Source organism: Frateuria sp. GZRe14 (assembly GCF_051900395.1).
Classification (GTDB): Bacteria; Pseudomonadota; Gammaproteobacteria; order Xanthomonadales; family Rhodanobacteraceae; genus Frateuria_A; species Frateuria_A edaphi.
The window spans coordinates 2,983,289-3,007,986 of the sequence record NZ_JBHZGJ010000001.1; the positions used below are offsets into that span (position 1 = coordinate 2,983,289).

At 67.3% G+C, this 24,698-nt stretch carries 22 protein-coding genes and 1 riboswitch; of the genes, 4 read left to right on the plus strand and 18 right to left on the minus strand.

Features of this window, described 5'->3' with window-relative positions:
• Positions 1-13 precede the first annotated feature (13 nt).
• The 8 genes from ACFWZ1_RS13665 to thiL form a co-directional block, all read right to left on the minus strand.
• A complete protein-coding gene (locus tag ACFWZ1_RS13665) occupies positions 14-1,246 on the minus strand; it encodes an ABC transporter permease (protein WP_231326039.1) in 1,233 nt (410 codons plus the stop codon).
• Between the two features lie 14 nt (positions 1,247-1,260).
• On the minus strand, positions 1,261-2,568 hold the full coding sequence (locus ACFWZ1_RS13670) for an ABC transporter permease (protein ID WP_231321297.1): 1,308 nt from the start codon (positions 2,566-2,568) through the stop codon (positions 1,261-1,263).
• A gap of 80 nt (positions 2,569-2,648) precedes the next feature.
• Positions 2,649-3,362, minus strand: coding sequence for an ABC transporter ATP-binding protein (locus ACFWZ1_RS13675; protein ID WP_231321298.1), 714 nt, complete (start codon positions 3,360-3,362; stop codon positions 2,649-2,651).
• A 170-nt stretch (positions 3,363-3,532) separates the two neighbouring features.
• Positions 3,533-4,804: an efflux RND transporter periplasmic adaptor subunit gene (locus tag ACFWZ1_RS13680; protein WP_231321299.1), complete on the minus strand. Its 1,272-nt coding sequence runs from the start codon at positions 4,802-4,804 to the stop codon at positions 3,533-3,535.
• A 518-nt stretch (positions 4,805-5,322) separates the two neighbouring features.
• Positions 5,323-6,291, minus strand: coding sequence for a potassium channel beta subunit family protein (locus ACFWZ1_RS13685; protein WP_231321300.1), 969 nt, complete (start codon positions 6,289-6,291; stop codon positions 5,323-5,325).
• A 134-nt stretch (positions 6,292-6,425) separates the two neighbouring features.
• Positions 6,426-10,229, minus strand: a complete 3,804-nt coding sequence (locus tag ACFWZ1_RS13690) for a hypothetical protein (protein ID WP_439666793.1) — start codon at positions 10,227-10,229, stop codon at positions 6,426-6,428.
• Between the two features lie 152 nt (positions 10,230-10,381).
• Positions 10,382-10,888: a phosphatidylglycerophosphatase A family protein gene (locus ACFWZ1_RS13695; protein ID WP_439666794.1), complete on the minus strand. Its 507-nt coding sequence runs from the start codon at positions 10,886-10,888 to the stop codon at positions 10,382-10,384.
• A gap of 46 nt (positions 10,889-10,934) precedes the next feature.
• Positions 10,935-11,897, minus strand: a complete 963-nt coding sequence (thiL, locus tag ACFWZ1_RS13700) for a thiamine-phosphate kinase (protein ID WP_439666795.1) — start codon at positions 11,895-11,897, stop codon at positions 10,935-10,937.
• A 148-nt stretch (positions 11,898-12,045) separates the two neighbouring features.
• Between thiL and ACFWZ1_RS13705 the strand changes: the two genes are divergently transcribed.
• Positions 12,046-12,534: a nuclear transport factor 2 family protein gene (locus tag ACFWZ1_RS13705; protein WP_439666796.1), complete on the plus strand. Its 489-nt coding sequence runs from the start codon at positions 12,046-12,048 to the stop codon at positions 12,532-12,534.
• 79 nt (positions 12,535-12,613) lie between these two features.
• On the opposite strand, the gene nusB is transcribed toward ACFWZ1_RS13705, so the two are convergent.
• From nusB to ACFWZ1_RS13735, 6 genes are all read right to left on the minus strand, one after another.
• A complete protein-coding gene (gene nusB, locus ACFWZ1_RS13710; RefSeq protein WP_231321305.1) occupies positions 12,614-13,060 on the minus strand; it encodes a transcription antitermination factor NusB in 447 nt (148 codons plus the stop codon).
• On the minus strand, positions 13,060-13,521 hold the full coding sequence (gene ribH / locus ACFWZ1_RS13715; RefSeq protein ID WP_231321306.1) for a 6,7-dimethyl-8-ribityllumazine synthase: 462 nt from the start codon (positions 13,519-13,521) through the stop codon (positions 13,060-13,062). Before ribH ends, nusB begins: the two co-directional genes overlap by 1 nt.
• 127 nt (positions 13,522-13,648) lie before the next feature.
• Complete coding sequence (gene ldcA / locus ACFWZ1_RS13720; protein ID WP_439666797.1) at positions 13,649-14,569, minus strand: muramoyltetrapeptide carboxypeptidase; 921 nt, start codon at positions 14,567-14,569, stop codon at positions 13,649-13,651.
• 55 nt (positions 14,570-14,624) lie between these two features.
• Complete coding sequence (ribB, locus tag ACFWZ1_RS13725) at positions 14,625-15,716, minus strand: 3,4-dihydroxy-2-butanone-4-phosphate synthase (protein WP_439666798.1); 1,092 nt, start codon at positions 15,714-15,716, stop codon at positions 14,625-14,627.
• Between the two features lie 176 nt (positions 15,717-15,892).
• Positions 15,893-16,534, minus strand: a complete 642-nt coding sequence (locus ACFWZ1_RS13730; RefSeq protein ID WP_231321309.1) for a riboflavin synthase — start codon at positions 16,532-16,534, stop codon at positions 15,893-15,895.
• A 139-nt stretch (positions 16,535-16,673) separates the two neighbouring features.
• A riboswitch (FMN riboswitch) is annotated at positions 16,674-16,856 on the minus strand.
• Positions 16,857-16,898: 42 nt separating this feature from the next.
• Complete coding sequence (locus ACFWZ1_RS13735) at positions 16,899-17,810, minus strand: LysR substrate-binding domain-containing protein (RefSeq protein ID WP_439666799.1); 912 nt, start codon at positions 17,808-17,810, stop codon at positions 16,899-16,901.
• Positions 17,811-17,899: 89 nt separating this feature from the next.
• Between ACFWZ1_RS13735 and ACFWZ1_RS13740 the strand changes: the two genes are divergently transcribed.
• Positions 17,900-18,910 carry a zinc-dependent alcohol dehydrogenase family protein gene (locus ACFWZ1_RS13740; RefSeq protein WP_439666800.1) on the plus strand — a complete coding sequence of 337 codons (1,011 nt, stop codon included), beginning with the start codon at positions 17,900-17,902 and terminating at the stop codon, positions 18,908-18,910.
• 42 nt (positions 18,911-18,952) lie between these two features.
• Here the strand turns inward: ACFWZ1_RS13740 and ribD are convergent, their stop codons facing one another.
• From ribD to glyA, 3 genes are all read right to left on the minus strand, one after another.
• Positions 18,953-20,020, minus strand: coding sequence for a bifunctional diaminohydroxyphosphoribosylaminopyrimidine deaminase/5-amino-6-(5-phosphoribosylamino)uracil reductase RibD (ribD, locus tag ACFWZ1_RS13745; protein ID WP_439666904.1), 1,068 nt, complete (start codon positions 20,018-20,020; stop codon positions 18,953-18,955).
• Positions 20,021-20,126: 106 nt separating this feature from the next.
• Positions 20,127-20,639 (minus strand): transcriptional regulator NrdR, encoded by a 513-nt coding sequence (gene nrdR / locus ACFWZ1_RS13750; RefSeq protein WP_231321313.1) that lies wholly within the window; start codon positions 20,637-20,639, stop codon positions 20,127-20,129.
• Positions 20,640-20,649: 10 nt separating this feature from the next.
• Entirely contained in the window at positions 20,650-21,918 is a 1,269-nt protein-coding gene (glyA, locus tag ACFWZ1_RS13755; protein ID WP_439666801.1) for a serine hydroxymethyltransferase, read from the minus strand.
• 137 nt (positions 21,919-22,055) lie between these two features.
• Between glyA and ACFWZ1_RS13760 the strand changes: the two genes are divergently transcribed.
• On the plus strand, positions 22,056-23,102 hold the full coding sequence (locus tag ACFWZ1_RS13760; protein WP_439666802.1) for an alpha/beta hydrolase family protein: 1,047 nt from the start codon (positions 22,056-22,058) through the stop codon (positions 23,100-23,102).
• A 1-nt stretch (position 23,103) separates the two neighbouring features.
• Positions 23,104-23,712: a TetR/AcrR family transcriptional regulator gene (locus ACFWZ1_RS13765; RefSeq protein WP_439666803.1), complete on the plus strand. Its 609-nt coding sequence runs from the start codon at positions 23,104-23,106 to the stop codon at positions 23,710-23,712.
• Here the strand turns inward: ACFWZ1_RS13765 and ACFWZ1_RS13770 are convergent.
• Complete coding sequence (locus ACFWZ1_RS13770; RefSeq protein WP_439666804.1) at positions 23,703-24,572, minus strand: DUF817 domain-containing protein; 870 nt, start codon at positions 24,570-24,572, stop codon at positions 23,703-23,705. The genes ACFWZ1_RS13765 and ACFWZ1_RS13770 overlap by 10 nt on opposite strands.
• Between the last annotated feature and the right edge of the window lie 126 nt (positions 24,573-24,698).

Consider the following 24,698-nt stretch of genomic DNA (forward strand, 5'->3'; position numbering starts at 1 on the left):
GAGGGGCTCGGAATCACACCGAGCGCGTCGCTTCCACCGGGGGCACGCGCGAGGCCTTCATCGCCGGCGCGAGCACCGCGCCCTGCCCCAGCAGCAGCAGCGCGATCACGCCCGCCGCGACGTACACCATCGACAGCCGTTCCATCTCGAAATGGCTCACCATCCACAGGTTCATGCCGATCGCCAGCGCGGCGCCCAGGATCACGCCGCCGGCGCCGATCAGCAGGTTCTCGGTGAGGAAGTAGGAAAGGATGTCGTGCTTGGTCGCGCCCAGCGCGCGGCGCACGCCGATCTGCTTGCGCCGCTGGCCGACCCAGAAGCTGGTCAGGCCGACGATGCCCGCGGCGGTGATCGCCAGCAGCACCGCGCAGACCACGCCCATCAGGATGGCCATGCCACGGTCGCTCTTGTAGGCCTGCTCGCGGACTTCGGCGAAAGTGCGTACGCCACGTTCTTCCGGGATCACGCGCATGCGGTTGGTCTTGATCAGCAACGCCGGCACCGCCTTGGTGAGGCGTTCGAGCTGCCCGGGCTGGGTACGTACCAGGTAGCTGCCGAAGTTGCCGGTGAGCAGGCGGGGAATCAGCATCGAGTTCTCGGCGAAATTGTTCGCCCAGGAACCCGTCCACGGCACCTGCAGCCGATCGACGATGCCGATGATGGTGCTCGGCTTGGTCTGGCCGGAGTGGTACAGCACCTTGCCCAGGGCGTCGCCCTTCGGATAAAGCTTGTGGGCCAGCTCCCTGGTCACGATCACTACCGGCGTGGTGGTGAATTCCTTGGCGTCGACCCAGTCGATCTCGTCCGGCCGGAAGTTGCGGCCCGCCACGAGGGTGAGGCCCATCGCGGCCAGTGCATGGTCGTCGGTGAAGTAGAGCGTGGTGTGCGCCATCTCCTTCTTCGCTTCCGGCGTGATGTTGATGCTGGTCGACCAGCCACCGCCGCGCAGCGGATAGGAGTTGGTCATGGTGGCATCGACCACGCCCGGCATGCGGCGCAGCGCCTCCAGGTCGGTCTTGCCCAGCGACGGCGTCGCCTTGTCGTCGGCGCCGACCCAGCGGTTGGCGACGGTCAACAGGTTGGTCTCGACCATGCCGGTCGGACGCGAGAGGTGCTCGGTCCGCTGCTGGATGATGAACAGTGCGTTGCACACGATCGCCAGGGTCAGCGCGATCTGCAGCGCGATCAGGACAGTGCCGGCCTTGTGGCGCTTGAGGGCGGCGAGAATGGGCTTGATCTGCAACATCGTCATCGCCTCCTTCAGTTGGACTTCAATTGCCAGGCAGGCTGGACCTGCGCGGCCCGCCAGGTGGGATAGAACGCCGCCAGCAGCGTGGCCAGCACGGCGGCGACGATGGTCAACGCGATCAGCGAGCCGTCCAGCGTGGCCAGCCGCGCGATCTGCTCGTCGAACACCCAGCCCACGCCGAGCACGCCCAGGCCGGTCAGCAACAGGCCCAGCACGCCGCCGGTCAGGCCCACGGTGCCCGCCTCGATCAGGAACTGCGCGTAGATCTCGCGGCGCGAGGCACCCAGCGCCCGGCGCACGCCGATCTCCGGCGAACGGCGCATGAACTTGGCCAGCAGCAGGCCGATGGTGTTGACCAGGCAGATCAGCAGGAAGCCCAGCGAGACCAGCAGCGAGATCTTCGATTCCGGTGGCACGACCTTGTTGAAGTCCAGCCAGTCGGTGACGTTGCGCAGGCGCACGTTCGGCGCCCACTTGAAGCGGCCCGCACGCTGCTGTTCGGCGGCGTAGCCGGTGAGGAAGCGCTTGTAGGCATCGGCGTCGGCCCTGGCCGGAAGCTCGGCCCAGTACTCGATCCAGATGCACTCCGAGTGCAGCCAGTTGTCCCAACCGGGACCGGGCGTGTCGTTGCAGTTGTTGTTGCCGGCCGACGGCATCTGCAGGTCGATCGCGCGGGTGAACGGAATGAACAGGCCGATCGGATCACCGAAGCCGCCGGTGTTGACCGGGTCGAAGAACAGCGGCTGCGGGTCCCATTCGCCGATCACCCCGGTGATGCGGTAGTCGTGCCCGTCCAGGTTGATCGTCTTGCCGACGCTGTTGCGGCCGTTGAACAGCTTGTCGTTGAGCTTCTTGCCGATCACCACCACCGCCGCGCGCGCATCGTCCTGCGCCTGCGTCCACGGCCCGCCGTAGATGAACGGGACGTCGAACATGGCGAAGGCGTCGCCGTACCAGGCGTAGCTGTTTTCCTCGATCGGCAGGCGGCTGGCGTCGGCCGGGATCACCGACGGCGCGATCGGATAGAGCGCGGTCTGGCGCTTGGCCTTGTGCGCCTGCATGAAGGCCATGGCGTCGGTGTAGGTCAGCGCCGAGGGCGGCTCGCCCTGGTCGAGGTCTTCGGCCTTCCAGTTGGCGATCTGCACCGCGTAGAGCTGGTCGGATTTCTGCGGGATCGGATTGTTGGAGGTCGCCCGGAACACCGAGTAGGTGATCATCGAGGCGGCCACGCCGAAGCCGATGGCCATCACCATCAACGCGGTCAGCAGCGGGTTGCGGCGGAGACTGCGCAGGCCAAGCTGGAAGTAGTAGGCGAACATGTCGGGGTTTCCGGATAGGTGAAGTTGCCGCGCCCGCTCCCTCTCCCCGGCGAACCGGGGAGAGGCTCCATCGACAAGGCTCAGGCGTCGGCGACGCGCGCGTTGTGCGAGTGGAAGCGCGGCTCTTCGGACAGGTCGACCACCTGGCCATCGATGATGTGCACGTTGCGCTGGGCGCGGGCGGCGAGTTCCGGATCGTGGGTCACCATCACGATGGTGGCGCCCTCGCGATGGATCTCCTCCAGCAGTTCCATCACGCCGCGGGCCATCTGCGTGTCAAGGTTGCCGGTCGGTTCGTCCGCCAGCAGCAGGCGCGGGCTGCCGGCCAATGCGCGGGCGATCGCCACGCGCTGCTGCTGGCCGCCGGAAAGCTCGGCCGGGTAATGCTTGGCGCGCGAGGCCAGGCCCACGCGCTCGAGCGCGTCCATGATGCGCTGCTTGCGCTCGGCGCCCTTCATGCCGCGGTAGCGCAACGGCACTTCGACGTTGTCGTACACGTTGAGGTCGGGGATCAGGTTGAACGCCTGGAAGATAAAGCCGATCTTCTCGTTGCGGATCTTCGAGCGGGCGTTGTCGTTCAACTGGCTCACCTCGATGCCGTCGAGGTGGTAGTGGCCACCGGTGAAGGTCTCCAGCAGGCCGGCGATGGTCAGGAAGGTGGTCTTGCCCGAACCGGACGGGCCGGTGACGGCGACGAACTCGCCTTCCTTCACGTCGATGTTGAAGTCGCGCAGGGCGTAGGTCTCCACCACTTCAGTGCGGTAGACCTTGGACAGGTGGGTCATCTTGAGCATGGTTACGTCCTTCGGTGGTGGTGGTAGTTCGTGCAGGGAACGGAGGATGGGGAACGGGTAGATGCGTCTGCGGCGTCTGGGGTTTCACCGCCCGGAGGTTTCCACGGCAAGGAGGCCGCCTCCGGATGCCACTCTTGCCTGTTCCCCATGCTCCGTTCCCCGCCTTTCGGTCAATCGCTGATGGCGACCTTGGCCGCATCCTTGAAGTTGTCGGTGCCGGAGATCACGATCCGGTCGCCTTCCTTCAGGCCGTCCAGGATCTCGACCTTGTCGATGCTGCTGGCGCCCACGCGGATCGGCTTCTTCTCGGCGATACCCTCGTGCACGACGTAGGCGAAGTTGCCGCCGGACTCGTCGACGAAGGAACCGCGCTGCACGGTAAGCACGTTGTCGCGCTTGTCGAGCAGGATGCGCACCGACAGGCGCTGGTTCTGGCGCAGCTGCTTGGGCGTGGCGCCCTCGAAGCGCAGGCGGGCGGCGACCTCGCCGTTGACCACTTCGGGCGAGATCGCACTGACCAGGCCCTTCCAGGTGTGCCCGTTGCCGGTGATCTCGCCGGACATGCCGATCCCCAGGTCACGCGCGAAGCTTTCGGGTACCTGCATCTCCACTTCCAGCGCGGAGAGGTCGATCACGCTGAGCAGCTTGGCGTCCTTGGCCACGGTCGCGCGCTCGGCGATGAACAGCTGGCCGACCTGGCCGTCCACCGGCGACTTGACGTTGAGGTCGTCGACCTGGCGCTCGAGGTCCTTGACCAACAGCTCCTGGCGCTCGTGCGCGAGCTTCTTGGACTTGATGTCGAAGTTCAGGCTGTCGTTGTCCATCCCCAGGTCCGCCTTCGCGTGCTGGGTGGTCAGCCTGGCCTTCTGCAGCGTGTCCTTGGCGCGGTCCACGTCCATGCCGGAAACCGCGCCGAGCTTGAACGCCTTCTCGTTGCGGGCCAGGTCGCGCTCGGCCGCCTGCTGGTCGATCAGCGCGTTGTCGTAGGCCTTCTGCAGCGAGGAGCGCTGCTTGCGCGCCTCGATCTGCGCGCGCTGGTATTCCACTTCCATCGCATCGGCGTTGGACTCTTCCTGCAGCAGCTTGTTGGTCAGTTCGGGGCTGTCGACCACGGCCAGCACCTGGTCCTTCTTCACCGTGTCGCCCGCGTGCACCTTGAGCGTGACCGCGCCGCCGGAAGTGGCATAGAGCGTGGGGCTGACCGCCGCCACCACCTTGCCCTCGGCCGCGATGTCGCGCACGAACAGGCCGCGTTCGACGGTGGCGAAGGAAAGCCGCGAGGCGCTGACCGACGCGTCGGCCGAGAACAGCCGCATCGCGGTCGGCAGCGCAAGGGCCAGCGCGACCAGCACGGCCAGGCCGATGCCGCCGATGAGCAGCTGGCGCTTGCGGTTGGGTTTGACCTCGACCAGGCGGTCTTGAGCGGAGGTGTCGCGAATCATCGGGCGGTCCTGACCTGAAGTGACTGGGCTGATTGAGCAATCGCCGTGCCAAGTCGGATCGGAGGCGCGCAACCCTTGTGGTTGCTGGCTTTTCGCAAGGACACACCCGACGTGTCCGCTGTCCGCGGACACCGTCACGGACAGACGGACAAGCCGCCGGACACCGGGTTTACGCTCTGCCCTTCCCTCGCTTGGGGGACAACAGGGCGAGGGCCCCGTGGCTTGCGGCGACGGCCGGGCAAAGCCGACACCCGGGCTTTGCTCTCTCTGCCGAGGTGGGGGTCAAGGCTTGCGAATAAACACGGTGAAGCAGGAGCGCTGGCCGATGCGGAAAGTCCCGGGCGAGCCCCGGCACCTCACCCAACCCTCTGGGGAGAGGGAGCCGAAGCGGCAATTCCGCGAGCGGCGGAGCGCCTGCCCGGCGGCGACCATCACCAGCCTTAGGAATGCGGGACCAAGTCGTTGCGGATAGAACCGGCGAGCGTGGCGGCAAGCCGCGCGGCCGGGGACCCGGACCGCTAACCGACCGCCTGCTCGATCCGCTGCTTCAGCGCCGCATCGATGCGTGGCACCAGCTCCAGCGCCGCCAGATTCTGCTCCAGCTGCTCGCGCCGGCTCGCCCCCAGCAGCACGGTGGACACGTGCGGGTTGGCAAGACACCAGGCAAGCGCAAGCTGGGCCTGGCTCACGCCCAGCTCCTGCGCGATCGGCGCCAGGTGGCGCACGCGCTCCACGCGCTCGCGCCCCGACCCGAGCACCGTCTCGCGCAACCACTCGTAGCCGGCTTGCGCCAGCCGCGAATCATCGGGAATGCCGTCGTTGTAGCGTCCGGCCAGCAGGCCCGAAGCCAGCGGCGACCAGATCGTGGTGCCCATGCCGAAGCGCTCGTACAGCGGCGCGTATTCGCGCTCGACGCGTTCGCGGTGCAGCAGGTTGTATTGCGGCTGTTCGGCCACCGGCGCGTAGCAGTGGTTCTCGCGCGCGATGCGGTGGGCCTCCGCGATCGCCTCGGCCGGCCATTCGCTGGTGCCCCAATAGAGCACCTTGCCCTGGCGCACCAACGTGTCCATCGCGGCCACGGTTTCCTCGATCGGCGTATCCGGATCGGGTCGATGGCAGAAGTAGAGGTCCAGGTGCTCGACCCGCAGGCGTTCCAGCGCCTGGTGGCAGGCCTCGATCACGTGCTTGCGCGAGAGCCCGCGTTGCGTGGGCCGGGGATTGTCCACGGCGCCGAAGAACACCTTGCTGGACACGCAGTAGCTGTCCCGCGGGAAGCGCAGGTCGGCGAGCACGTCGCCCATCAGCCGCTCGGCCTCGCCGCGGTTGTAGGTCTCGGCGTTGTCGAAGAAGTTGACGCCCCGGTCCCACGCCAGCGCGAGCAACTCGCGCGCCTGGGAACGCCCCACCTGCCGTCCGAAGGTCACCCACGCGCCGAAGGACAGCGCGGAAAGTTGCAGGCCGGTTCGGCCGAGGCGGCGGTAGAGCATGGTGTCCTCCGGTCAAGCAGAAAACAGAGAGTAGACAACAGGAGCGCGCGAAAACGTGTAGTCGGCAGCGAGCAGTCGTTACTACTCTCGAGCGAAGGCGCCTGTCCGGCGACGGTTGGTACCGCGACCGAGCGTCACGCCATGGATTGCGCGTGACAGCGCATTGCATCCAGACGCTCGGTGTACAGCTTTGCCTGTTCGGGCATGTAAACCCCCACCGCGCCATAGTCGCCCGCACGGATGTCGACCTTCCTCAGGGGAATGCCGGATCCGACAATGTGCTGCATGAACACGGTGGCCAGGCCCATGTGTCGAACGTGGTCCTGGATACGCAAGACGTGAAGCGTATCGCCAACCATCACCGCCATGCCAAGGGTCGTTTGGTTGATGGCACAAGGATGCCTGACCATGATCGAACGCCACTTCATGCGAAGCAGCAGGACGTAACGGAAATCGTTCGCCCCGTTGACCAGTTCCGCCAATGGGGCGGACGCAAGGATGCCCTGTTCTAGCAGATTGATCCTGCGCCGCTCCAATAAGGACTGGCAGAGCCTTTCCCAGGGAACGACCGACGCGATCCGGTAGCACCATATGTTGGTGAATTGCTTCTTTTCCAGCGCTGGCAGGTCGAGGCGCAGCTCGCAGAAGGTGACGAAGGGCTTTCCGTACATGGCCACTCCAGACACCCATGCCAGACGGAACACCGGCGACCAGCTCCACTGCCGGAACGCATTCATCCAGCCGCGGTTGTTTGGATGGCTCCACGCATGCTCGAGGTCGAGGTCGTGATAAACCGACTCCATCAGTTGCACCAGCTCCTGACAGAAGTAGAAGCACGCGCGGAAGTCCTTGTCCTCGGGAAGGATCGCCAATTCGTCCGGCTTCTGTCTGGGTGTAACTCGAGCAATGTCGTTCCACGCGGGATACAGGTGAGCATCCAGCACCGATAGCCGGTCTTCCTTGCGCAGCTTCGCAAACAGCGAAGCCATAACGTGGGCGTGACGCGAGAAATGCTCTTCCACGCCTTTCAGTGGCGCGATCCATTGATACTGCAGTTCGCGCAGGAAGGAAGCTTTGAGGTCGGATTCGCATAGCGCGAAGCCATGCGACGTTCCGCTCTCAGCCTTGGCCCGCTCGATGACCTTCTCCAGCGCGAGCGTGGCGCTGGCCCGGCCCAGCCGCCGATAGCACTCGAACTGCTTTTCGTCGAAGTATTGGTCGGCGGTGGATTCGTGCGGGAAATCCGGGTGCGTGCTCGCATAGCACGCTATGTCGGCCGACTCGGTGCCGACGAGGGAAGGCTTGATGTAAAGCAGGATGCCGCTTTTGTCCGGCTTGGAGTCGTTGGTGGACTGAAAACGCTTGTAATGGATCTGGCCGACTGCACAGGTCCGCTTCGAAATTCCATCCGGACCGCATCGCAGATCGGAAACGTCGATGTCGATGTCGACACCGAAATCTGTATGGCATTTTTGAATGGCATTGCCGAGGTCAGCAAAGGAGCGGTCGGGATCGGCCGTTCCGTCGACACACAGGATAAAAGCGCACTCGCGGCGGATCAGCTCGTAGAGCCCCAGGTTTTCAAGGTGGCCGCCGTCAGACAGATAGATGAAGTTGCTCTCTTCCCGCGTTCGACCCAGCATCTCACGCAGGAGCCATTTCCCGTAGAAAGTCATCTGCGGTGCCCGCCTGTGCGCGCAGTGAAGGCGCGGATTGGGCAACCACCAACCCAGCCTCGCATCAAACAGGGTAAGCAGCAACGTGACCACCGGCGAGCTGTGGTAACCCATGTTGGGACTGACTGCCGCGCCGGACATGGCTGTCGCGCTACCCAGTGTGATGGCGTTGGACATTGCGCTGCTGAGCCCGTCCCCCTTCCCGAGCCTGAAAAGTCCACGCTTGTCGCCGATGGCTGTCGCCAACTCCCAGTGCGAAGGAGGAGGCACGTAACCGCAATAACCCGGAGAGAACAGGAAGGATGCAGCCTTGCGGTCCTGCCAGTCCAATTGCTTGGTATCGACCAGGTTCAAGGTCGCGCCAATCAGCGGGTAAAGCGGACGAGTCTTTCCGCCGCACTTCTTCTTGCGGACGACCTCGGCCAGAGTCAGGTCGTCTTCCTTGTCGAAGTTCGTCGTCGGCTCGGGGCGTCGATCGCGACTTGCACCGAGATAACAGCGCACAAGTCGGTTCCGATAGAACGCGTTCATGCTGAACTCGTTGATATCGATGAACCTGCCGAACAACGCCCAGACACCGAGCATGATGCCGAAAGCCACTGCGATGGAGATCGGCCCTCGGGCCGCGAGATTGGCCAAGGTATTGACATACTGCCTCGTTGTCTCGTTGTTGCCTGCGGAGCTGTCCCACAGGAATTCGTGCACCACCAGGCTGATCGCAATCAGCAGGCCGAGCAGGAAGACCGTGGGCGCCACGCGCGCCACGACTTCCAGCGCCGACGTCCTCGTTTTCGCGCCGCTCGCCTTCTGGCCGTGGGCCGCCAACACGCCGGCGCCGGTAGTGAATATCCAGGTCGCAATGGACAGCCACGCCACGGTGTGTGCGGCCCAGTCCGCGACCTGGAGCATCAACCAGGGGCCGTAAATCACTACCGCCAGCGTGAGGCCCATGCCGAGCACCGCGGCAACGGCCTTGCCAGCAACCCGCGCCCACATTTCCCGTTGCAGATCGGTCAGCGCGGCCCCCGCCAACCCGACGTGCACGATGCCGGTCAACATCACCACTGCCAACACGCAGCTGGGGCCGAAAGTGATGATCCGCAGGATGTTGCCGCCAAGCCAATTGCTCATGAGCACGCTGAGCGCTGCGAGCATGGGACCGGCCAGCAAAGCGGCTACCAACGTGGCGGCGGAGAATCGGAGCAAGGGATGGGCGCATAGCGGTGGCGTCTCGCGCTGCGAAACCGAAGACCAGTGCCCTCGCTTTTGCCATGCACCAACGAGCCAGCTCAGCCATACGAGCAGGTAGCAGCCTGAAACGGCACCCATCAGAAACCATTTGTCCGCGACTTGCGACCATAGAGGCGCCGTCGTTTGCGCCTGTGGCTGCGGCTGGACCAGAGGTTCCCATACGCCCAGGGACCCCAAGGTCACCGTGGCGACCACCAGGTAAACGATAGCGAGCGCCTGCGCCAGTGTTTCGCGATTCGGCTGCTCCTCGGGCGGACCACCCAAGGGATTGGAAAGAGGTGGCACGCCTGAAGGCGCCCGCTGTTCCGCGCGCTGGCTGATCAACTTCAGCAGGATTGCGCCGGACACGCCGCAGATGCCGGCCACAGCCAGGCAAATTACGTCGTGCTTACCGAGCCAGAACAGGTAATGGTAAAGACCCAGCGGAAGCAGGCTCAGCGCTACCATCAACGCCAAAAGCTGGATCTGGATCAGCGTCACGTTGCGCACATAAGTGCCCAACATTCCCAAGGTGTCGCCCGAAAGCAGCTTCTTTCGCGGGCTCAGGTAATTACTGTATTCGCGCAGGTGGAGGAGAGGCTTTTGCTGACGTCCCCTGCCAACGTGGGAGGCCAGCATCGCAAAGGCGTTTTTGAACCCCTCGCGGCGGATCAATCCCTGCAGAAATGCGCCGACATAGCCGCCGCCTGAAATGGTTGACTGGTAATGAAAACAGCGCAACAAACCGTTTTCGGCCAAAGCCTGCAACACGCCCAGCGAAAACGTCGCGCTTCGCACCCCACCCCCGGACAAGGCGATGCCCCAAGGGGCCACGTTCGGCTCTGGCGGGGTGTCACAGCGCGTAGGAGCTTCGGTGCCGAGGATGAAGGCAAGCTCGGCTGCCCGGATCAACCTGGTCAGCCTCTCGGCGCGGCGATAACAGCCGTTGACCTCGATCGCGGTGGCTTCTTCATGGGTACGCTTGTGGTCTATGTCCCCTGGGCGGGGACCGGCTTTCCGGGCACCAGGCATGAGGCAACCTCCGTGCAAACCGCGCGCACGAGCAGCCGGCACAACAGGTGAACTCCGAGCCGCCCTGATCGCCTCCCCTAGGGCGGGCCGGATTGAACCCCATGCCATGCAAAGACCAGATGCAAAAGTGGTGAACCGAAACGCATATTCGTCTATGGCAAAGCGAGCAGGCCCAGCGACAGTGCGAACGCCGCGAACACGCCGGCGACCACGTCATCAACCATCACGCCCAGCCCGCCCTTCATGTGCCCGTCCAGCCAGCCGATCGGCCAGGGTTTCCACACGTCGAACAGCCGGAACAGACCGAAACCCACGGCGACCATCCACCATGGCGCCGGCAACACGAGCAGCGGCAGCAACGCGAGCCATTGCCCGACGAATTCGTCCCACACCAGGCTGCGGTGGTCGTCCACGCCGAGCGTGCGTCCGGCCACGTTGCACGCCCACACGCCGAGCGCGAACGCCAGCACCAGGACCAGCACGTACAGCGGCAAGGCGAGATGGCGCAGCGCAAGCCAGGGCAGGATGGCCGCCAGCGATCCGAACGTGCCTTGCGCCACCGGCGCCAGGCCAGAGCCCAGGCCGCAGGCGATCCAGCAGGCGGGCGAGGCCAGCAGGCGTCGCCGCTGGTCGGGGGTGAGTTTCTTGCGGTCGGTCATGGGGGTTCCGTTGGTTGCGGCTTTCCTGCAGGCGCGGCGTTCGCGTCTACGGGCCAAAATGATCCCAGCCGCCGCGCGTGGCGGCCAGTGGAGCGCCGCCGATCGCGCGTACGCCCTGGCCTTCGACGATCACACCGATGCGTGTGGCATGGCTTCCCACCGCCGCCAGTGCCGCCTGCATGGCGCCGATCGAGGCGGTCGGCACGGTGAAGCAAAGCTCGTAATCGTCGCCGCCAGACAGGGCCAGTTCGCGGGCGGCGGCATGGCCGAACACGCTGGGCAGCGCGGGCGACAACGGCAGTGCGTCGAGGTCGAGCTCGGCGCCGACGCCGCTGGCGGCGCAGATGTGGCCCAGGTCCGCAAGCAGGCCATCGGAAACGTCGATGCAGGCGCTGGCATGCGCGCGCAGCGCAACGCCGGTGCGCACGCGCGGGGTCGGGCGATCCAGCCGCTTGCGCAAGCTGCGGTGCAATTCGTTTCGCGGATCGAATGGCACCCTGCCCTGCGCCAGCCGCAGGCCGCCGGCCGCCGTGCCGAGCGCGCCGGTGACGAACACGGCGTCCCCCACGCCGGCCCCGCTGCGTGTCAGCGCCTGTCCCGGCGGCACGAAACCGTGCACCGCCACGCTCAGGCAGAACGGGCCGCGGGTGGTATCGCCGCCGACCAGCGACACGCCATGCTCGCGCGCCAGCTGCGCGAAGCCTTCGGCCAGGTCGTCGACGAAAGACGCATCGCCCTGCGGCAGGGTCAGCGCGAGCAGCGCCCAGGCCGGCGTCGCACCCATCGCAGCAAGGTCGGACAGGTTCACTGCCAGCGCCTTCCAGCCGATGTCCCGCGGCGCGGTGCCGTGCGGGAAATGCACGCCCTCGACCAGTGTGTCGATCGCCACCGCCAGGTGCTGGCCGGCCGGTACCGCCAGCACCGCCGCATCGTCGCCGATCCCCAGCCGCACGTCCTCGCGCGCCAGCGCGGTGCGGTCGCGGATGCGGTCGATCAGGCGGAATTCCATAGCGTGGCCGTCGGCTTGGGAACGCGCAAGCAGAGCATCCGCGCGCCCGCGAATGCAAGCCTTGGCGCCCGGCAACCCATGCCGAATGGCAGGGCTGCGGCGTGCATCGGGCTGGCTAGAATCGAGACTTCTTCCAGGAGACGACGCCATGCGCCCTACCCTGCTTCACCGCAGCCGCGCCCTCGCGGCCTCGATCGGCCACCATCGCCTGCTGCCGCTGCTTGGTGGCCTCACCCTGGTCTGCGCCGCCGCGCTGGCGGACACGCCCGCCTCCCACGGCCCACTGGAACCGGTGCACGCCTTCTTCGATGCCATGGCGCGCCATGACCAGGCAGCCATGCGCGCACAAGTACTGCCGGCCGGAACCGCCACGCTGATGCGCGACGGCAAGCCGGTGCAGCTCACGCTCGGCGATTTCGTCGACCACGTGAAGCCTGGCAAGGAGCGCATCGAGGAGCGCATCGGCAAGCCGCAGGTGATGGTCGACCACGACCTGGCGGTAGTGTGGGCGCCCTATACCTTCCTGCTCGATGGCAAGCCACATCACTGCGGCACGGACGTGTTCAACCTTGTGCAGGTCGATGGGCAGTGGCGCATCGCGGCCATCGCCGACAACAGCCGCAAGTGCGAACCGTAAGGTGGGCATGGCGGCGGGCTTGGGCCCACCGCTCCTCCGCCCGCTGGAGCCGGTGGGCTGAAGCCCACCCTGCGCAGAACTAGCGTGCGCCTTTCTCGGCCGCGCGCAATTCGCCCGCCAGCTTGTCCAGCACGCCGTTGACGTAGCTGTGTCCGTGGTCGGCGCCGAAGCGCTTGGTCACTTCGATCGCCTCGTTGATGACCACGCGGTAGGGCACGTCCAGGCGGTACTTCAACTCGTAGGCGGCCAGACGCAGCGCGGCGCGCTCGATTGGATCGATCTGCTCGACCTCGCGATCCACGTAGGGCTTGATCGCGGCGTCGAGCGTGCCGACGTTCGCCTCGACACCTTGCAGCAGGTCCTCGAAGTACTCCTGGTCGGCCACTTCCATGTCCTGCTCGTGGCGGAACTGGTCGATGACGGACTTCATGTGACTGCCGGACAGCTGCCAGGCGTACAGCGCCTGCAGCGCGCGGCGACGGGCGCGCGAACGGGCGGCCAGGTCGATGCCCTGCGGACCGCTCATCACAGTTTCCCGTACAGGTTGGCCATTTCCAGCGCGGCCAGCGCCGCGTCGGCGCCCTTGTTGCCGGCCTTGGTACCGGCGCGCTCGATCGCCTGCTCGATGCTGTCGGTCGTGAGCACACCGAACGCCACCGGTACGCCGGAGGCGTAGGCGGCCTGCGCCAGGCCCTTTGCGCACTCGCCGGCGACGTAGTCGAAGTGAGGCGTGGAGCCGCGGATCACCGCGCCCAGCGCGATCACTGCCGCATAGCGGCCCGAGTTGGCGAGCTTGTGCGCGGCCAGCGCGATCTCCCAGGCGCCCGGCACGCGGATCAGGTCGATCGCCTCGTCCTTCACGCCATGGCGCACCAGTGCGTCGCGCGCGCCGGCCACCAACGGCTCGACGACGAAGCCGTTGAAGCGGCCGGCGACGATGGCGAAACGGCCCGTGGGCGTGGCGAAGTCGCCTTCGATGATCTTCATTGCGAATCCTTGGGCAGACGGGAAGCCCTTGCGGGGCCGGGTATTTTACGGGTTTGGGGCGTCGATATCTCCTGCAGGGGCACCCTTGGGCGCGACAGGAGGCACCAGGTCGCGCCCAAGGGAGCTCCTACGGGGACATGTGCGGGTAGCCGGTGCACTCCAGACGCGCCTCGCCACCGCTGACACGCAACCTCGCCTGGGCCCCGAACGGCAGCGTGAGCTGGCGTGCGGCATGGCCGTGCGGCAAGCCGTGAATCACTGGAACGCCGGCCATCCGGGCCAGCTGCGCGAACGCCGCGTCGAGGTCGTAGCCGTTGTCGCGCGGGCCCGGGCGACAGGCGTGGAAATCGCCCAGCACCAGCGCACGCTGCCTTCCGAGCACGCCGGACAGGTGCAGCTGGTAGAACAGCCGCTCGATGCGGAACGGCGGCTCGGCAAGGTCCTCGACGAAGAGAATGCCGCCGTCGATGGCCGGAAAATAGGGCGTGCCGAGGAGGCTGCACAGCACGGCCAGGTTGCCGCCCCACAGCGGGCCCTGCACGTCCAGCCCGGCATCGCCGGCGCCGGCCCAGGTGGCCACGCTGGCGTCCGCGCTCAACGTGCTCCAGAAATGTTCCCAGGTGTAGGTGGGGCAAGGCTCGGCGCCGAGGTCCGCCAGCAGCGGGCCGGCGAAGCTGCGCACGCCGCTCCTCGCATACAGCGCCAGCTGCAGCGCGGTGAAGTCGCTGTGGCCGACCAGGGCGAGGTTCGAATGGGCCAGGCGCTCGCGCAGCGCGCCGTAGTCGAGTTGGCCGAGCAGGCGCACGGCGCCGTAGCCGCCGCGGGTGACCAGTGCGATGTCCGGCAGCTCGTCGAGCGTGGCCAGCGCGTTGATGTCGCCCGCGCGCTCGGCATCGCTGCCGGCGAAACGCAGCTGCGCGCGCCCCAGCACGTCCAGGTTCTCCACTGTGCAGCCGGCCTCGCGCAGGCGAGCCACGCCGCGCATCATGGCGTCCGGATCGTGGGCGTAGCCGGAGGGGGCGATCAGGCGGATGCGGGCGTTGGGCATGGGCTTGATGGCGATGGAGTACGGAGCATCCTAAGGCATGTGGGGCACGGCGCCCTCACACGTACTCGACCACTTCCAGATCGAACCCGGCCAGGCCGACGAGCTTGCGCGGCGTCCCCATCACGCACAGCTTGTGCACGCCCAGATCGGTCAGGATCTGCGCGCCCAGCCCGAGTTGGCGCCACTCCTGCTGCTGCGCGTCCTCCGGGGCGAGCGCCGCGGGTTGGCGTTTCAGCCGGGCCAGCAGCGCATCGGGCGTGTCCTCGCCGGAGAGCACCAGCAGCACACCGCGTCCCTCGTCGGCAATCCGGCGCAACGCACTGGTGACGGTCAGACCGAGGTCCTCGCGCGTCAGGTGCAGCACGTCCGACAGCGTGTTGCGCACGTGCACGCGGGTCAGCACCGGCCTGCCGTCGTCGACCGTGCCACGCAACAGCGCGTAATGCAGGCCGTGGCGGATGGCATCGCGGTAGGCGACCAGCCGGAACGGGCCGAACTCGGTCTCGACGTCCTCCTCGTGCACGCGCTGGATCGTCTTCTCGGTCTCCAGCCGGTAGCGGATCAGGTCGGCGATGGTGCCGATCTTCAAACCGTGTTTGACCGCGAAGACTTCCAGTTCGGGGCGGCGCGCCATCGAGCCGTCCTCGTGCAGGATCTCGATCAATACGGCCGAGGGCTCCAGCCCTGCCAGCGCGGCCAGGTCGCAGCCGGCCTCGGTGTGGCCGGCGCGGGTGAGCACGCCGCCGGGCTGCGCGGTGAGCGGGAAGATGTGGCCCGGCTGCGAGAGATCCTGGGGTCGGGCATCGGACTTGACCGCCACCTGGATGGTGCGCGCGCGGTCGTGCGCCGAGATGCCGGTGGTCACGCCCTCGGCCGCCTCGATCGAGACGGTGAAGTTGGTGTGGTAGGGCGAGGTGTTGTCACTGACCATGGGCTTGAGGCCCAGCTGGCGCGTGCGCTGCTCGGTGAGCGTCAGGCACAGCAGGCCGCGCGCCTCGCGGACCATGAAGTTGACGTCCTCGGGCCGCACCATCTGCGCGGCCATGACGATGTCGCCCTCGTTCTCGCGGTCTTCGTCGTCGAGCATCACGACCATGCGGCCGGCGCGGAGGTCTTCGAGGATTTCGGGGATGGTGTTGAAAGGCATGGTGGGTTCCAGAACGGATTCAATCTTGCGGGGCGTCATTCCGGCGAACGCGGGAATCCATGTTGGATTTCCTGCATCGGAGCGAGATGGATTCCGGCGTTTACGGGAATGACTTCAAGGCGATCGGCAGAGCACGGGCAAGCGTGGGGCACGACTAAACCGGCACAGTGATCGAGTCAGGCGAAGCCGTGCTGCTTGAGGAACGCCTCGTCCAGCCGCGGCGCCTGGCCGCTGCCGATCAACCGCTCGACGTACCGCGCGATCACGTCCACCTCGATGTTCACCGGATCCCCCGCGCGCCTGGCGTGGAAAGCCGTGTGTGCCACGGTGTGCGGGATCAGGTTCACGCCGAAGCGGGTGCCCGATACCTCGTTGACGGTCAGGCTGGTGCCGTCGATGCAGATCGAGCCCTTGGCGGCGATGTAGCGCGCAAGGCCCGGCGGCACCTCGAAGGTCCAGCGCTGGGAGCGCGCGTCGGGGGTGATGGACACCACCCTGCCCACGCCATCGACGTGACCCGAGACCAGGTGTCCGCCCAGCCGGTCGGCCAGCCGCAGCGCCTTTTCCAGGTTGACCGGGTCGCCGGCCTTGAGCCCACCCAGCGTGGTGAGCGACAGCGTCTCGTTGGACACGTCGGCCGCGAATCCGCGTTCGGTGAGCGAAATGGCCGTCAGGCACACGCCGGACACGGCGATCGAATCGCCCAGCTGCACGTCGGAAAGATCGAGCTGGGCGGTATCGACGTGCAGGCGCACGTCGCCACCGCGTGGCTCGAGGCGCGCGATGGAACCCACGGTCTGGATGATGCCGGTGAACATCAGCGCACCCTCCGGCCGGAGGCGGCTGCAAAACAAGCGACAAGGGACATGAAACGTTCTCCGCATGGGGTCAGCGAAAAACGCCTCAAGGCATGAGGCCGACGCACCGCCATGGCCTTTCGGCCCGCGCGATGCGGTCTGCCGTCTTCTTTCATCCGGACTGTGGGCCGCCCCGGATCACCGGAGTGGCTCGACCGTCGGCTCCGGCATCGGACCGGATCTGCTGACCCCTCGCATGGCGAGGGCGCTCGCGGGCTCGTGTCCTGCATCCATCCGGACACCTACCGCCGGTGGGGAATTCCACCCCGCCCTGAAGACGTTCGCCGGCAACGCCGGCGGGCGAAGTCTAGCAGCACCGGCCCCCTCAGGCCGGCGCCAGTGCACCGGCGAGGTGATCGATCAGCCGCCGCAGCGCCGGCGTGCGGTCCGCGCCGGGCAGCCACAACAGGTGGATCGGGAACGACGGCAGTTGCCAGTCCGGGAACAGGTCCACCAGACGCCCCTCGGCGACCAGGCCATCGGCCATGTAATCGCCCTGCAGGCCGACGCCCACGCCGGCGAGCACCGCGTCGCGAATCGCCTGCGCGTCGTTGCAGGTCAGCACCGGGTCGATCCGCACCGAGCGCCGCTGGCGCTGTCGGCCGAACGACCAGAGCGTGCCCCGGCGATAGCCGCTGAAGGCGATGCAACGGTGCGCCTTCAGGTCGGCCGGGTCACGCAGCGGTGGCGCGCCGGCAAGGTAATCGGGCGAGGCACAGGCAAACAGGCGCATCGTGCCTACCCGGCGCGCCACCAGTTGCACGTCAGCCAGCCGTCCGAGGCGCACGGCCAGGTCCACCCGACCCGCCACCATGTCCACGTAGGCGTCGTCATAAGTCGCCTCGATCCGCACGCGTGGGTGCTCACGCATGAAATCGGCCAGCAGCGGCGCGACGCAATAACGGCCGTAGTTCGCCGGAAGATGCACGCACAGGCGCCCGGACAGCTCGCCATCCGTCGGGCGAAGGCCGGCCGCCAGGTCGGTCATCACCGCTTCCATGCGCTGCCACTGCGCCAGCAACTGCTCGCCACGTGCGGTCAGCGCCATGCGCCGGGTGGTGCGCAGGAACAGCCGCGCGCCGACCGCCTCCTCCAGCGCCGCGATGCGGCGACTCAACACCGATGCCGTGCAGCCGACCTCAAGCGCTGCGCGCGAGAAATTGAGACGACGCGCGGCCGCGGCGAAAGCGCGCAGTTCGCGCAGGCGGGTCGGCGTGAGGTCGAAGGATTGATTCATACAGTGAACAGAAGATCACCCATTCGTGCGCATTATCGCAGGCCGTCGATGGCGGGACCATGGCCTCACCACTCACTACGGAGCCCCGCATGCGCGCCATCCAGCTTTCCGCTTTCGGTCTCGACCACCTGCAACCGGTCGACCTGCCTGCCCCGCGCCCCGGCCCGAACCAAGTGCTGGTGCGCATGGAGGCCGCCTCGCTGAACTTCCGCGACTGGATGCTGGTGGACGGCCAGCTGTATCGGGGCGTGTCCCTGCCGATCGTGCCGGTGTCCGACGGCGCGGGCACCGTCGTGGAAGTCGGCGATGCGGTGACGCGCTTCAAGCCGGGCGACCGCGTCACGACCTTCTACAAGTCGCGATGGATCGCCGGCGCGATGCGGCCGGAGTGGGAAGGCGCCGAGATCGGCGGACCGGAACCGGGCGTGCTGCGCGAACTGGCCTGCTTCGACCAGTACTCGCTGGCGCGCGCGCCTGGTCACCTGAGCAGCCTTCAGGCCGCCACGCTGCCGATTGCCGCTCTCACCGCCTGGCAGGTGCTGGAAACGGCCCGTGTCACCACCGGCCAGACCGTGCTGCTGCTCGGCACCGGCGGCGTGTCGCTGTTCGCGCTGCAGTTCGCGAAGTTGCGCGGCGCGCGGGCGATCGTGCTGTCCTCCAGCGACGACAAGCTGGAGCGCGCGAAGGCGCTGGGTGCGGACATCGGCATCAATTACGCGAAGCACCCGCAGTGGGGCGCGCTGGTGCGCGAAGCCAGCGGCGGTACCGGCGTGGACGCGGTGGTCGAGACCGTCGGCGCGGCCACCCTGGCGCCATCGCTGGAGGCCGTGCGCATGCACGGCTTCATCGGCGTGCTCGGTTGGCTCGGCGGGATGGAGGCCACGTTGCCGCTGTCCAAAGTGGTGCTCAAGCGCGTGCGGATCCAGGGCATCTCGGTCGCGCCGCTGGAGGAGCACGAGCGGATGGTCGCGGCGATCGAGGCCACCGGCCTGGAGCCGGTGATCGACCACGTCTACGCGTTCGGCCAGGTGCGCGAGGCGTTCGAGCACCTGGTCGCCGGCCGGCACTTCGGGAAGCTTGCGATCGACTTCAACGCATGAGGAGGCGCCAATGAAGGCGCTGCGCCCGACCGCTCAGGGAGCTCAGTCCCTCACGCGCAGGCGCAGGCGCAAGTCCTGCCCCACCATGCGCTGGTCGAGCACCTGCAGCTGCCAGCGGTCGGCCATGGCGGCCAGCGGGGGCAGTTCAAGCAGCGGCCGGGCCTGGTCGCCCAGCAGTACCGGCGCGACGTAGAGCAGCAGTTCGTCGGCGAGCCCTTGCGCGAACAGCGCACCGCACAGCGCAGGACCGGCTTCGACGTGGACCTCGTTGATTTCGCGTCCCGCCAGGGCGGCGAGCACGGCCGCCAGGTCGAGGCGGCCGGCGTCGCTGGTGATGGCCAGCCGCCCGACCCTCGCGAGATGGGGCGCGACGGGCGCATCCGCCGCATGCACCAGCACGGTGGGCGCCGCCGCATCGAGGACGTGGCTGCCCGCCGGCGTGCGCAGGTGCGTATCGAGAACCACGCGCAAGGGTGGCGCCGGCGCCACGGCCTCCGCTTCCACCTGGCGCACGGTAAGGCGTGGGTTGTCGGCCAGCACCGTGCCGCTGCCGGATAGGATGGCGGAGCTTCGCGCGCGCCAGCGCTGCACATCGGCGCGGGCGGCTTCGCCGGTGATCCACTTCGACTCGCCGTGGGCCAGGGCCGTGCGGCCGTCCAGGCTCATCGCCAGCTTCACGCGCACCCACGGGCGGCCGCGTTCGATGCGGCTGAAGAAACCGATGTTGAGTTCGCGCGCCTGCCCGCGCAGCAGGCCGCTTTCGACGGCGATGCCGGCCGCACGCAGCTTCGCGATTCCGTTGCCGGCCACCTGCGGGAATGGATCTTCCACGGCGATCACCACCCGCGCCACGCCGGCGGCCACCAGCGCATCGGCACACGGCGGCGTGCGGCCGAAATGCGCGCAAGGCTCGAGTGTCACGTACGCGGTGGCGCCACGCGCCGCCTCCTTCGCTTCGCGCAGCGCGAACACTTCGGCATGCGGCTCGCCGGCGCGCTGGTGCCAGCCGGTGCCGACCACCCGTTCACCGTGCGCGATCACGCAACCTACGCGCGGGTTTGGCTGGGTCGTGTAGAGGCCACGGGCGGCAAGTCGCAGTGCGTGCGCCATGTGCAGGTGGTCGATGCTGGAGAACGCTTCGGTCATGGCGTCGCTGTCGTAGGGTGGGCTTCGGCCCACCGCATTTCCCGCATCAGGCCGGAGGGCTGAAGGCCACCTATTTGGCAGGCCGCTTGCTGCCGCCGAGCAACGGCAACTGCAGCGCATCGAGCCCCGGCAGGTCGCGCTCGAGCTTCTCGATCTCCTCGCGGAACGCCTGCACGTCCTCGAACTTGCGGTAGACGGAGGCGAAGCGCACGTAGGCGACCTGGTCGAGCTTCTTCAACTCGCGCATCACCAGCTCGCCGACCTGGCGCGACGGCACTTCCCGCTCGCCGCTGCGGCGCAGGTCGTTGATGATCTCGCGCACAGCGTGGTCGACGTCGTGGCTGGCGACCGGCCGTTTCTGCAGCGCGCGCTCGAAGCTCGTGCGCAGCTTGCGCTCGTCGAACACCTCGCGCCGCTCGCCGCTCTTGACGATCGCGGGCAGTTTCAGCTCCGCCGTCTCGAACGTGTTGAAACGCTCACCGCACTGCGGGCACTCGCGACGACGGCGCACGGTGGCGCCGTCCTCGGTCAGCCGCGAGTCGATCACGCGGGTGTCTTCGTGCTGGCAGAAGGGGCAGTGCATCCGGTGCCGGTCAGCCGTAAACCGGGAAGTTCTTGCACTGCGCCTCGACCTTCTCGCGCACCTTGGCGATCACCGCCTCGTCGCCCGGCGCGTCGAGCACGTCGCACAGCCAGTTGGCCAGGTCCACGCAGTCGGCTTCCTTGTAGCCGCGGGTGGTGACGGCCGGGGTGCCCACGCGCAGGCCCGAGGTGACGAAAGGCTTCTGCGGGTCGTTCGGCACGGCGTTCTTGTTGACCGTGATGTGGGCCTGGCCCAGCGCCGCTTCCGCATCCTTGCCGGTGACGCCCTTGCCGATCATGTCGACCAGCATCAGGTGGTTCTCGGTGCCGCCGGAGACGATCTTGTAGCCGCGCTCGATGATGGTCTTCGCCATCGCCTGCGCGTTCTTCACCACCTGCGCCTGGTAGGCCTTGAAGTCAGGCTCCAACGCCTCCTTGAACGCCACCGCCTTGGCCGCGATCACGTGCATCAGCGGGCCGCCCTGGATGCCCGGGAAGACGATCGACTGCAGCTTCTTCTCGATCTCCTCGCCCGCCTCGCCCATCGCGTCGCGGCTGGCCACGATGATGCCGCCGCGCGGACCGCGCAGGGTCTTGTGGGTGGTCGAGGTGACCACGTGCGCGTGCGGCAGCGGGCTCGGATACACGCCGGCGGCGACCAGGCCGGCCACGTGCGCCATGTCGACGAAGAAGATCGCGCCGACCGAATCGGCGATCTGGCGCATGCGCTTCCAGTCGACCACCTGCGAGTAGGCCGAGAAACCGCCGACCAGCATCTTCGGCTTGTGCTCGCTGGCCAGGCGCTGGACTTCGTCGTAGTCGATCAGGCCTGCGTCGTTCACGCCGTACTGCACGGCATTGAACAGCTTGCCGGAGATGTTGACCTTGGCGCCGTGGGTGAGATGGCCGCCGTGGGCGAGGCTCATGCCAAGGATGGTGTCGCCCGGCTGCAGCAAGGCCAGGTACACCGCCTGGTTGGCCTGCGAGCCCGAGTGCGGCTGCACGTTGGCGTAGGTGGCGCCGAACAGCTGCTTGACGCGATCGATGGCCAGGCGTTCGGCCACGTCCACGTACTCGCAGCCGCCGTAGTAGCGCTTGCCGGGGTAGCCCTCGGCGTACTTGTTGGTCAGCACCGAGCCCTGCGCTTCCATCACGCGCGGGCTGGCGTAGTTCTCCGAGGCGATCAGCTCGACGTGGTCTTCCTGGCGACGCGCTTCGTCGGCGATGGCCTTGGCCAGCTCAGGGTCGAAACCTTCGATCGTGCAATCCTTCGGGAACATGCGTCGCCTCGGCGGGGTGGGTGCGGGGTTTAGCCGAAAAGTGTAGTCCTCGCGGGGGTTCGCGGCCACTGCGGGCGCTTGCGCCAGGGTTGCGTACATCGTACCGTACACCGCACGCCACCCTGGGAGAACGTTCGATGGCACCGATTGCGCGACGCCTGCGCTGCCTCATGGCAGTCACCCTGCTCTTGATCCCGTTGGCGCTGTGCGCGGCGGACGTCGAGGGCGCGGGCATACGACCGATCAGCTTCCCGGACCCGGTCAACCAGGCACACACGCCAGGCTTCGTGTTCTATCCCTCGTCCACGCCGACGCACGGTACGACAGCCTTCGGTCCGTATGACGTCGCCGCCACACCGGACGCTGCGCCAACAGCTGGCCCGTGGCCGCTGGTGATCATCTCGCACGGGCATGGCGGCTCGGACCTGGGCCACCACGACCTGGCCAGCTATCTCGCGCGGCACGGCTTCGTCGTCGCGACCTTCGAGCAACCCGGCGACAACTTCCACGACCAGAGCGGCTCGGCCACGTCCAGGGTGCTGGTGGGGCGTGCCATCGAAGTGCGCGCCGTCATCGACACGGTGCTCTCGGACGCACACTGGAAAACGCTGATCGATCCGGCGCGCATCGGCGTGGCCGGTTTCTCGGCGGGCGGCTACACCAGCCTGCTCGTCGTGGGCGCCAAACCGCGATTCGATCTTTTCATCGGCTACTGCCATCGCCACCCGGACGACATGGAGACCTGTGGTCCGGCGAAGAAACTCACGCCCGAGGCGGCTGCGGCTTACCTGGCGGATATCCAGCACGACATCGGCCGCTGGGGCGATACCGCCGATCCGCGCGTCAAGGCCGCCTTCGTGATGGCGCCGCTGTCGCTGGTCTTCGACAAGGCCGGCGCCGGCGCGATCGATCGACCGGTCGACCTCTGGTACGGCCAGCACGACCACGTGCTGTTGCCCTCGGAGAATGCGCTGCACCTCAAGCCGCTCGTTCCCACCCTCGCGCGCGTCAACGAGGTGCCCAAAGCGGACCACTGGGTCTTCCTGGCGCCCTGTTCGGCGGCGCTGGCGAAGGACGCCGGCGCGATCTGCAAGGATCCGCCGGGCGTGGACCGCGCGAAGGTGCACCAGCGGATCAATGCCGACGCCGTGGCTTTCTTCCGCAAGACGCTGGGCACGCGCTGACATGCCCAAGGCGCTCAGCGAGCAGGACGCGGAGGCCTTCCGCGAACGCATCTGCCAGGTGGCGGCACGGCTGTTCGTCGAGGAAGGCCCGGCCGCCGTCAGCATGCGCCGCATCGCCGCCGAGCTCGGCTGCGGCACGATGACGCCTTACCGCTACTTCGCGAGCAAGGAGCAGATCGTCACGGCGGTGCGTACGCGCGGCATGCACCGGTTCTCCGAGGCACTGGAGCGCGCGCTGGACACGCCTGGCGACGGCCGCACGCGCAGCCGCGCGGTGCGCGATGCCTACGTCGCATTCGCCCGCCGCGAGACGGCCACCTACCGGCTGATGTTCGAGTATCCCGAGCCCCGCCGCGACGACCCGGCCTATCGCGAAGCCCACGCGCGCATGTGGCGCACGATCGCCGCCCACGTCGAGGTGCTGGTGGCCGAAGGTGCGGTGGAGGCCGACGCGCCGCTGCTGGGTCACCAGATCTGGGCGGCACTGCACGGCGCGGTGATGCTGGAGATCGCCGGCCTGTTGCCGGAAGGCTTCGACGCCGCCTCGCTGCATACCCGCACCGCCGGCACGTTGTTCGAAGCGGCGCGGCCCGACCGCGCTCAGTCCTGATCGGCGCCTCCCTTGCGCCGGTGCAACGCCCAGACCATCACGTAGCTGATCACCATCAGCAGCAGCCACGACCCCAGCTTCGACACCGGGACCATCGACCAACCGTGGCGCTGCGCCGGATAGAGCCAGGCGCGGCTGAAGGTGCCCACGTTCTCGGCCATCCAGATGAACAGCGCCACCAGCACGAAGCCCAGCAGCAATGGCATGCGCCGGTGCACGCGGCGGATGCGGTAGTGCACCCAGGTGTGCCGGAACAGCCACGCCAGCGCGACGAACAGCAACACCCGGGCGTCCGGCAGGTAATGGTGGGTGAAGAAGTTGAGGTAGATCGCCAGTGTCAGCCCCAGCGTCGGCGCAAAGCCCGGGTGCCCGGTGAAGCGGAAATCGAACAGCCGCCAGGCGCGTGCGATGTAGCTTCCCACCGAGGCGTACATGAAGCCGGAAAACAGCGGCACCCCGCCCAGGCGCAGCAGCGAGGGCTCCGGATACGTCCACGAGCCCACCGCCGTCTTGAACAGCTCCATCAGCGTGCCGACCACGTGGAACAGCGCGATCACGCGCGCCTCGCGCGGGCTCTCCAGCCCGCTCGCCAGCAACGCCAGCTGGATTCCGACCGCCGTCAGCGTGATGAAGTCGTAGCGCGCCAGCGGGGCACCGGGCGGGTACCAGCGCCACGACGCCAGCAACAGCGCCACCATCAACCCGCCGAACAGGCAGGCGGAGGCCTGTTTCACCCCGAAACAGAGGAATTCGTAGGCGAAGGTCGCCGTCGGTCCACGCCGGGAAACCCGCTGGCCGACCCACCGTTCCAGCGCGCGCAAACCGCGCCGCCTGCTCCATACGCCGCCGATCGCTTCCATCGCCCTGCTCCCGAGCCCAAAACGCCGAGCCTCATGGGGAAAACGGCCCGCCGCGTGGCAAGACGCAGCCCGATCGGCGATAATTGGCGGTCATTTCCCCGCCTTTCTCTGTCGGACCGCTCCCGC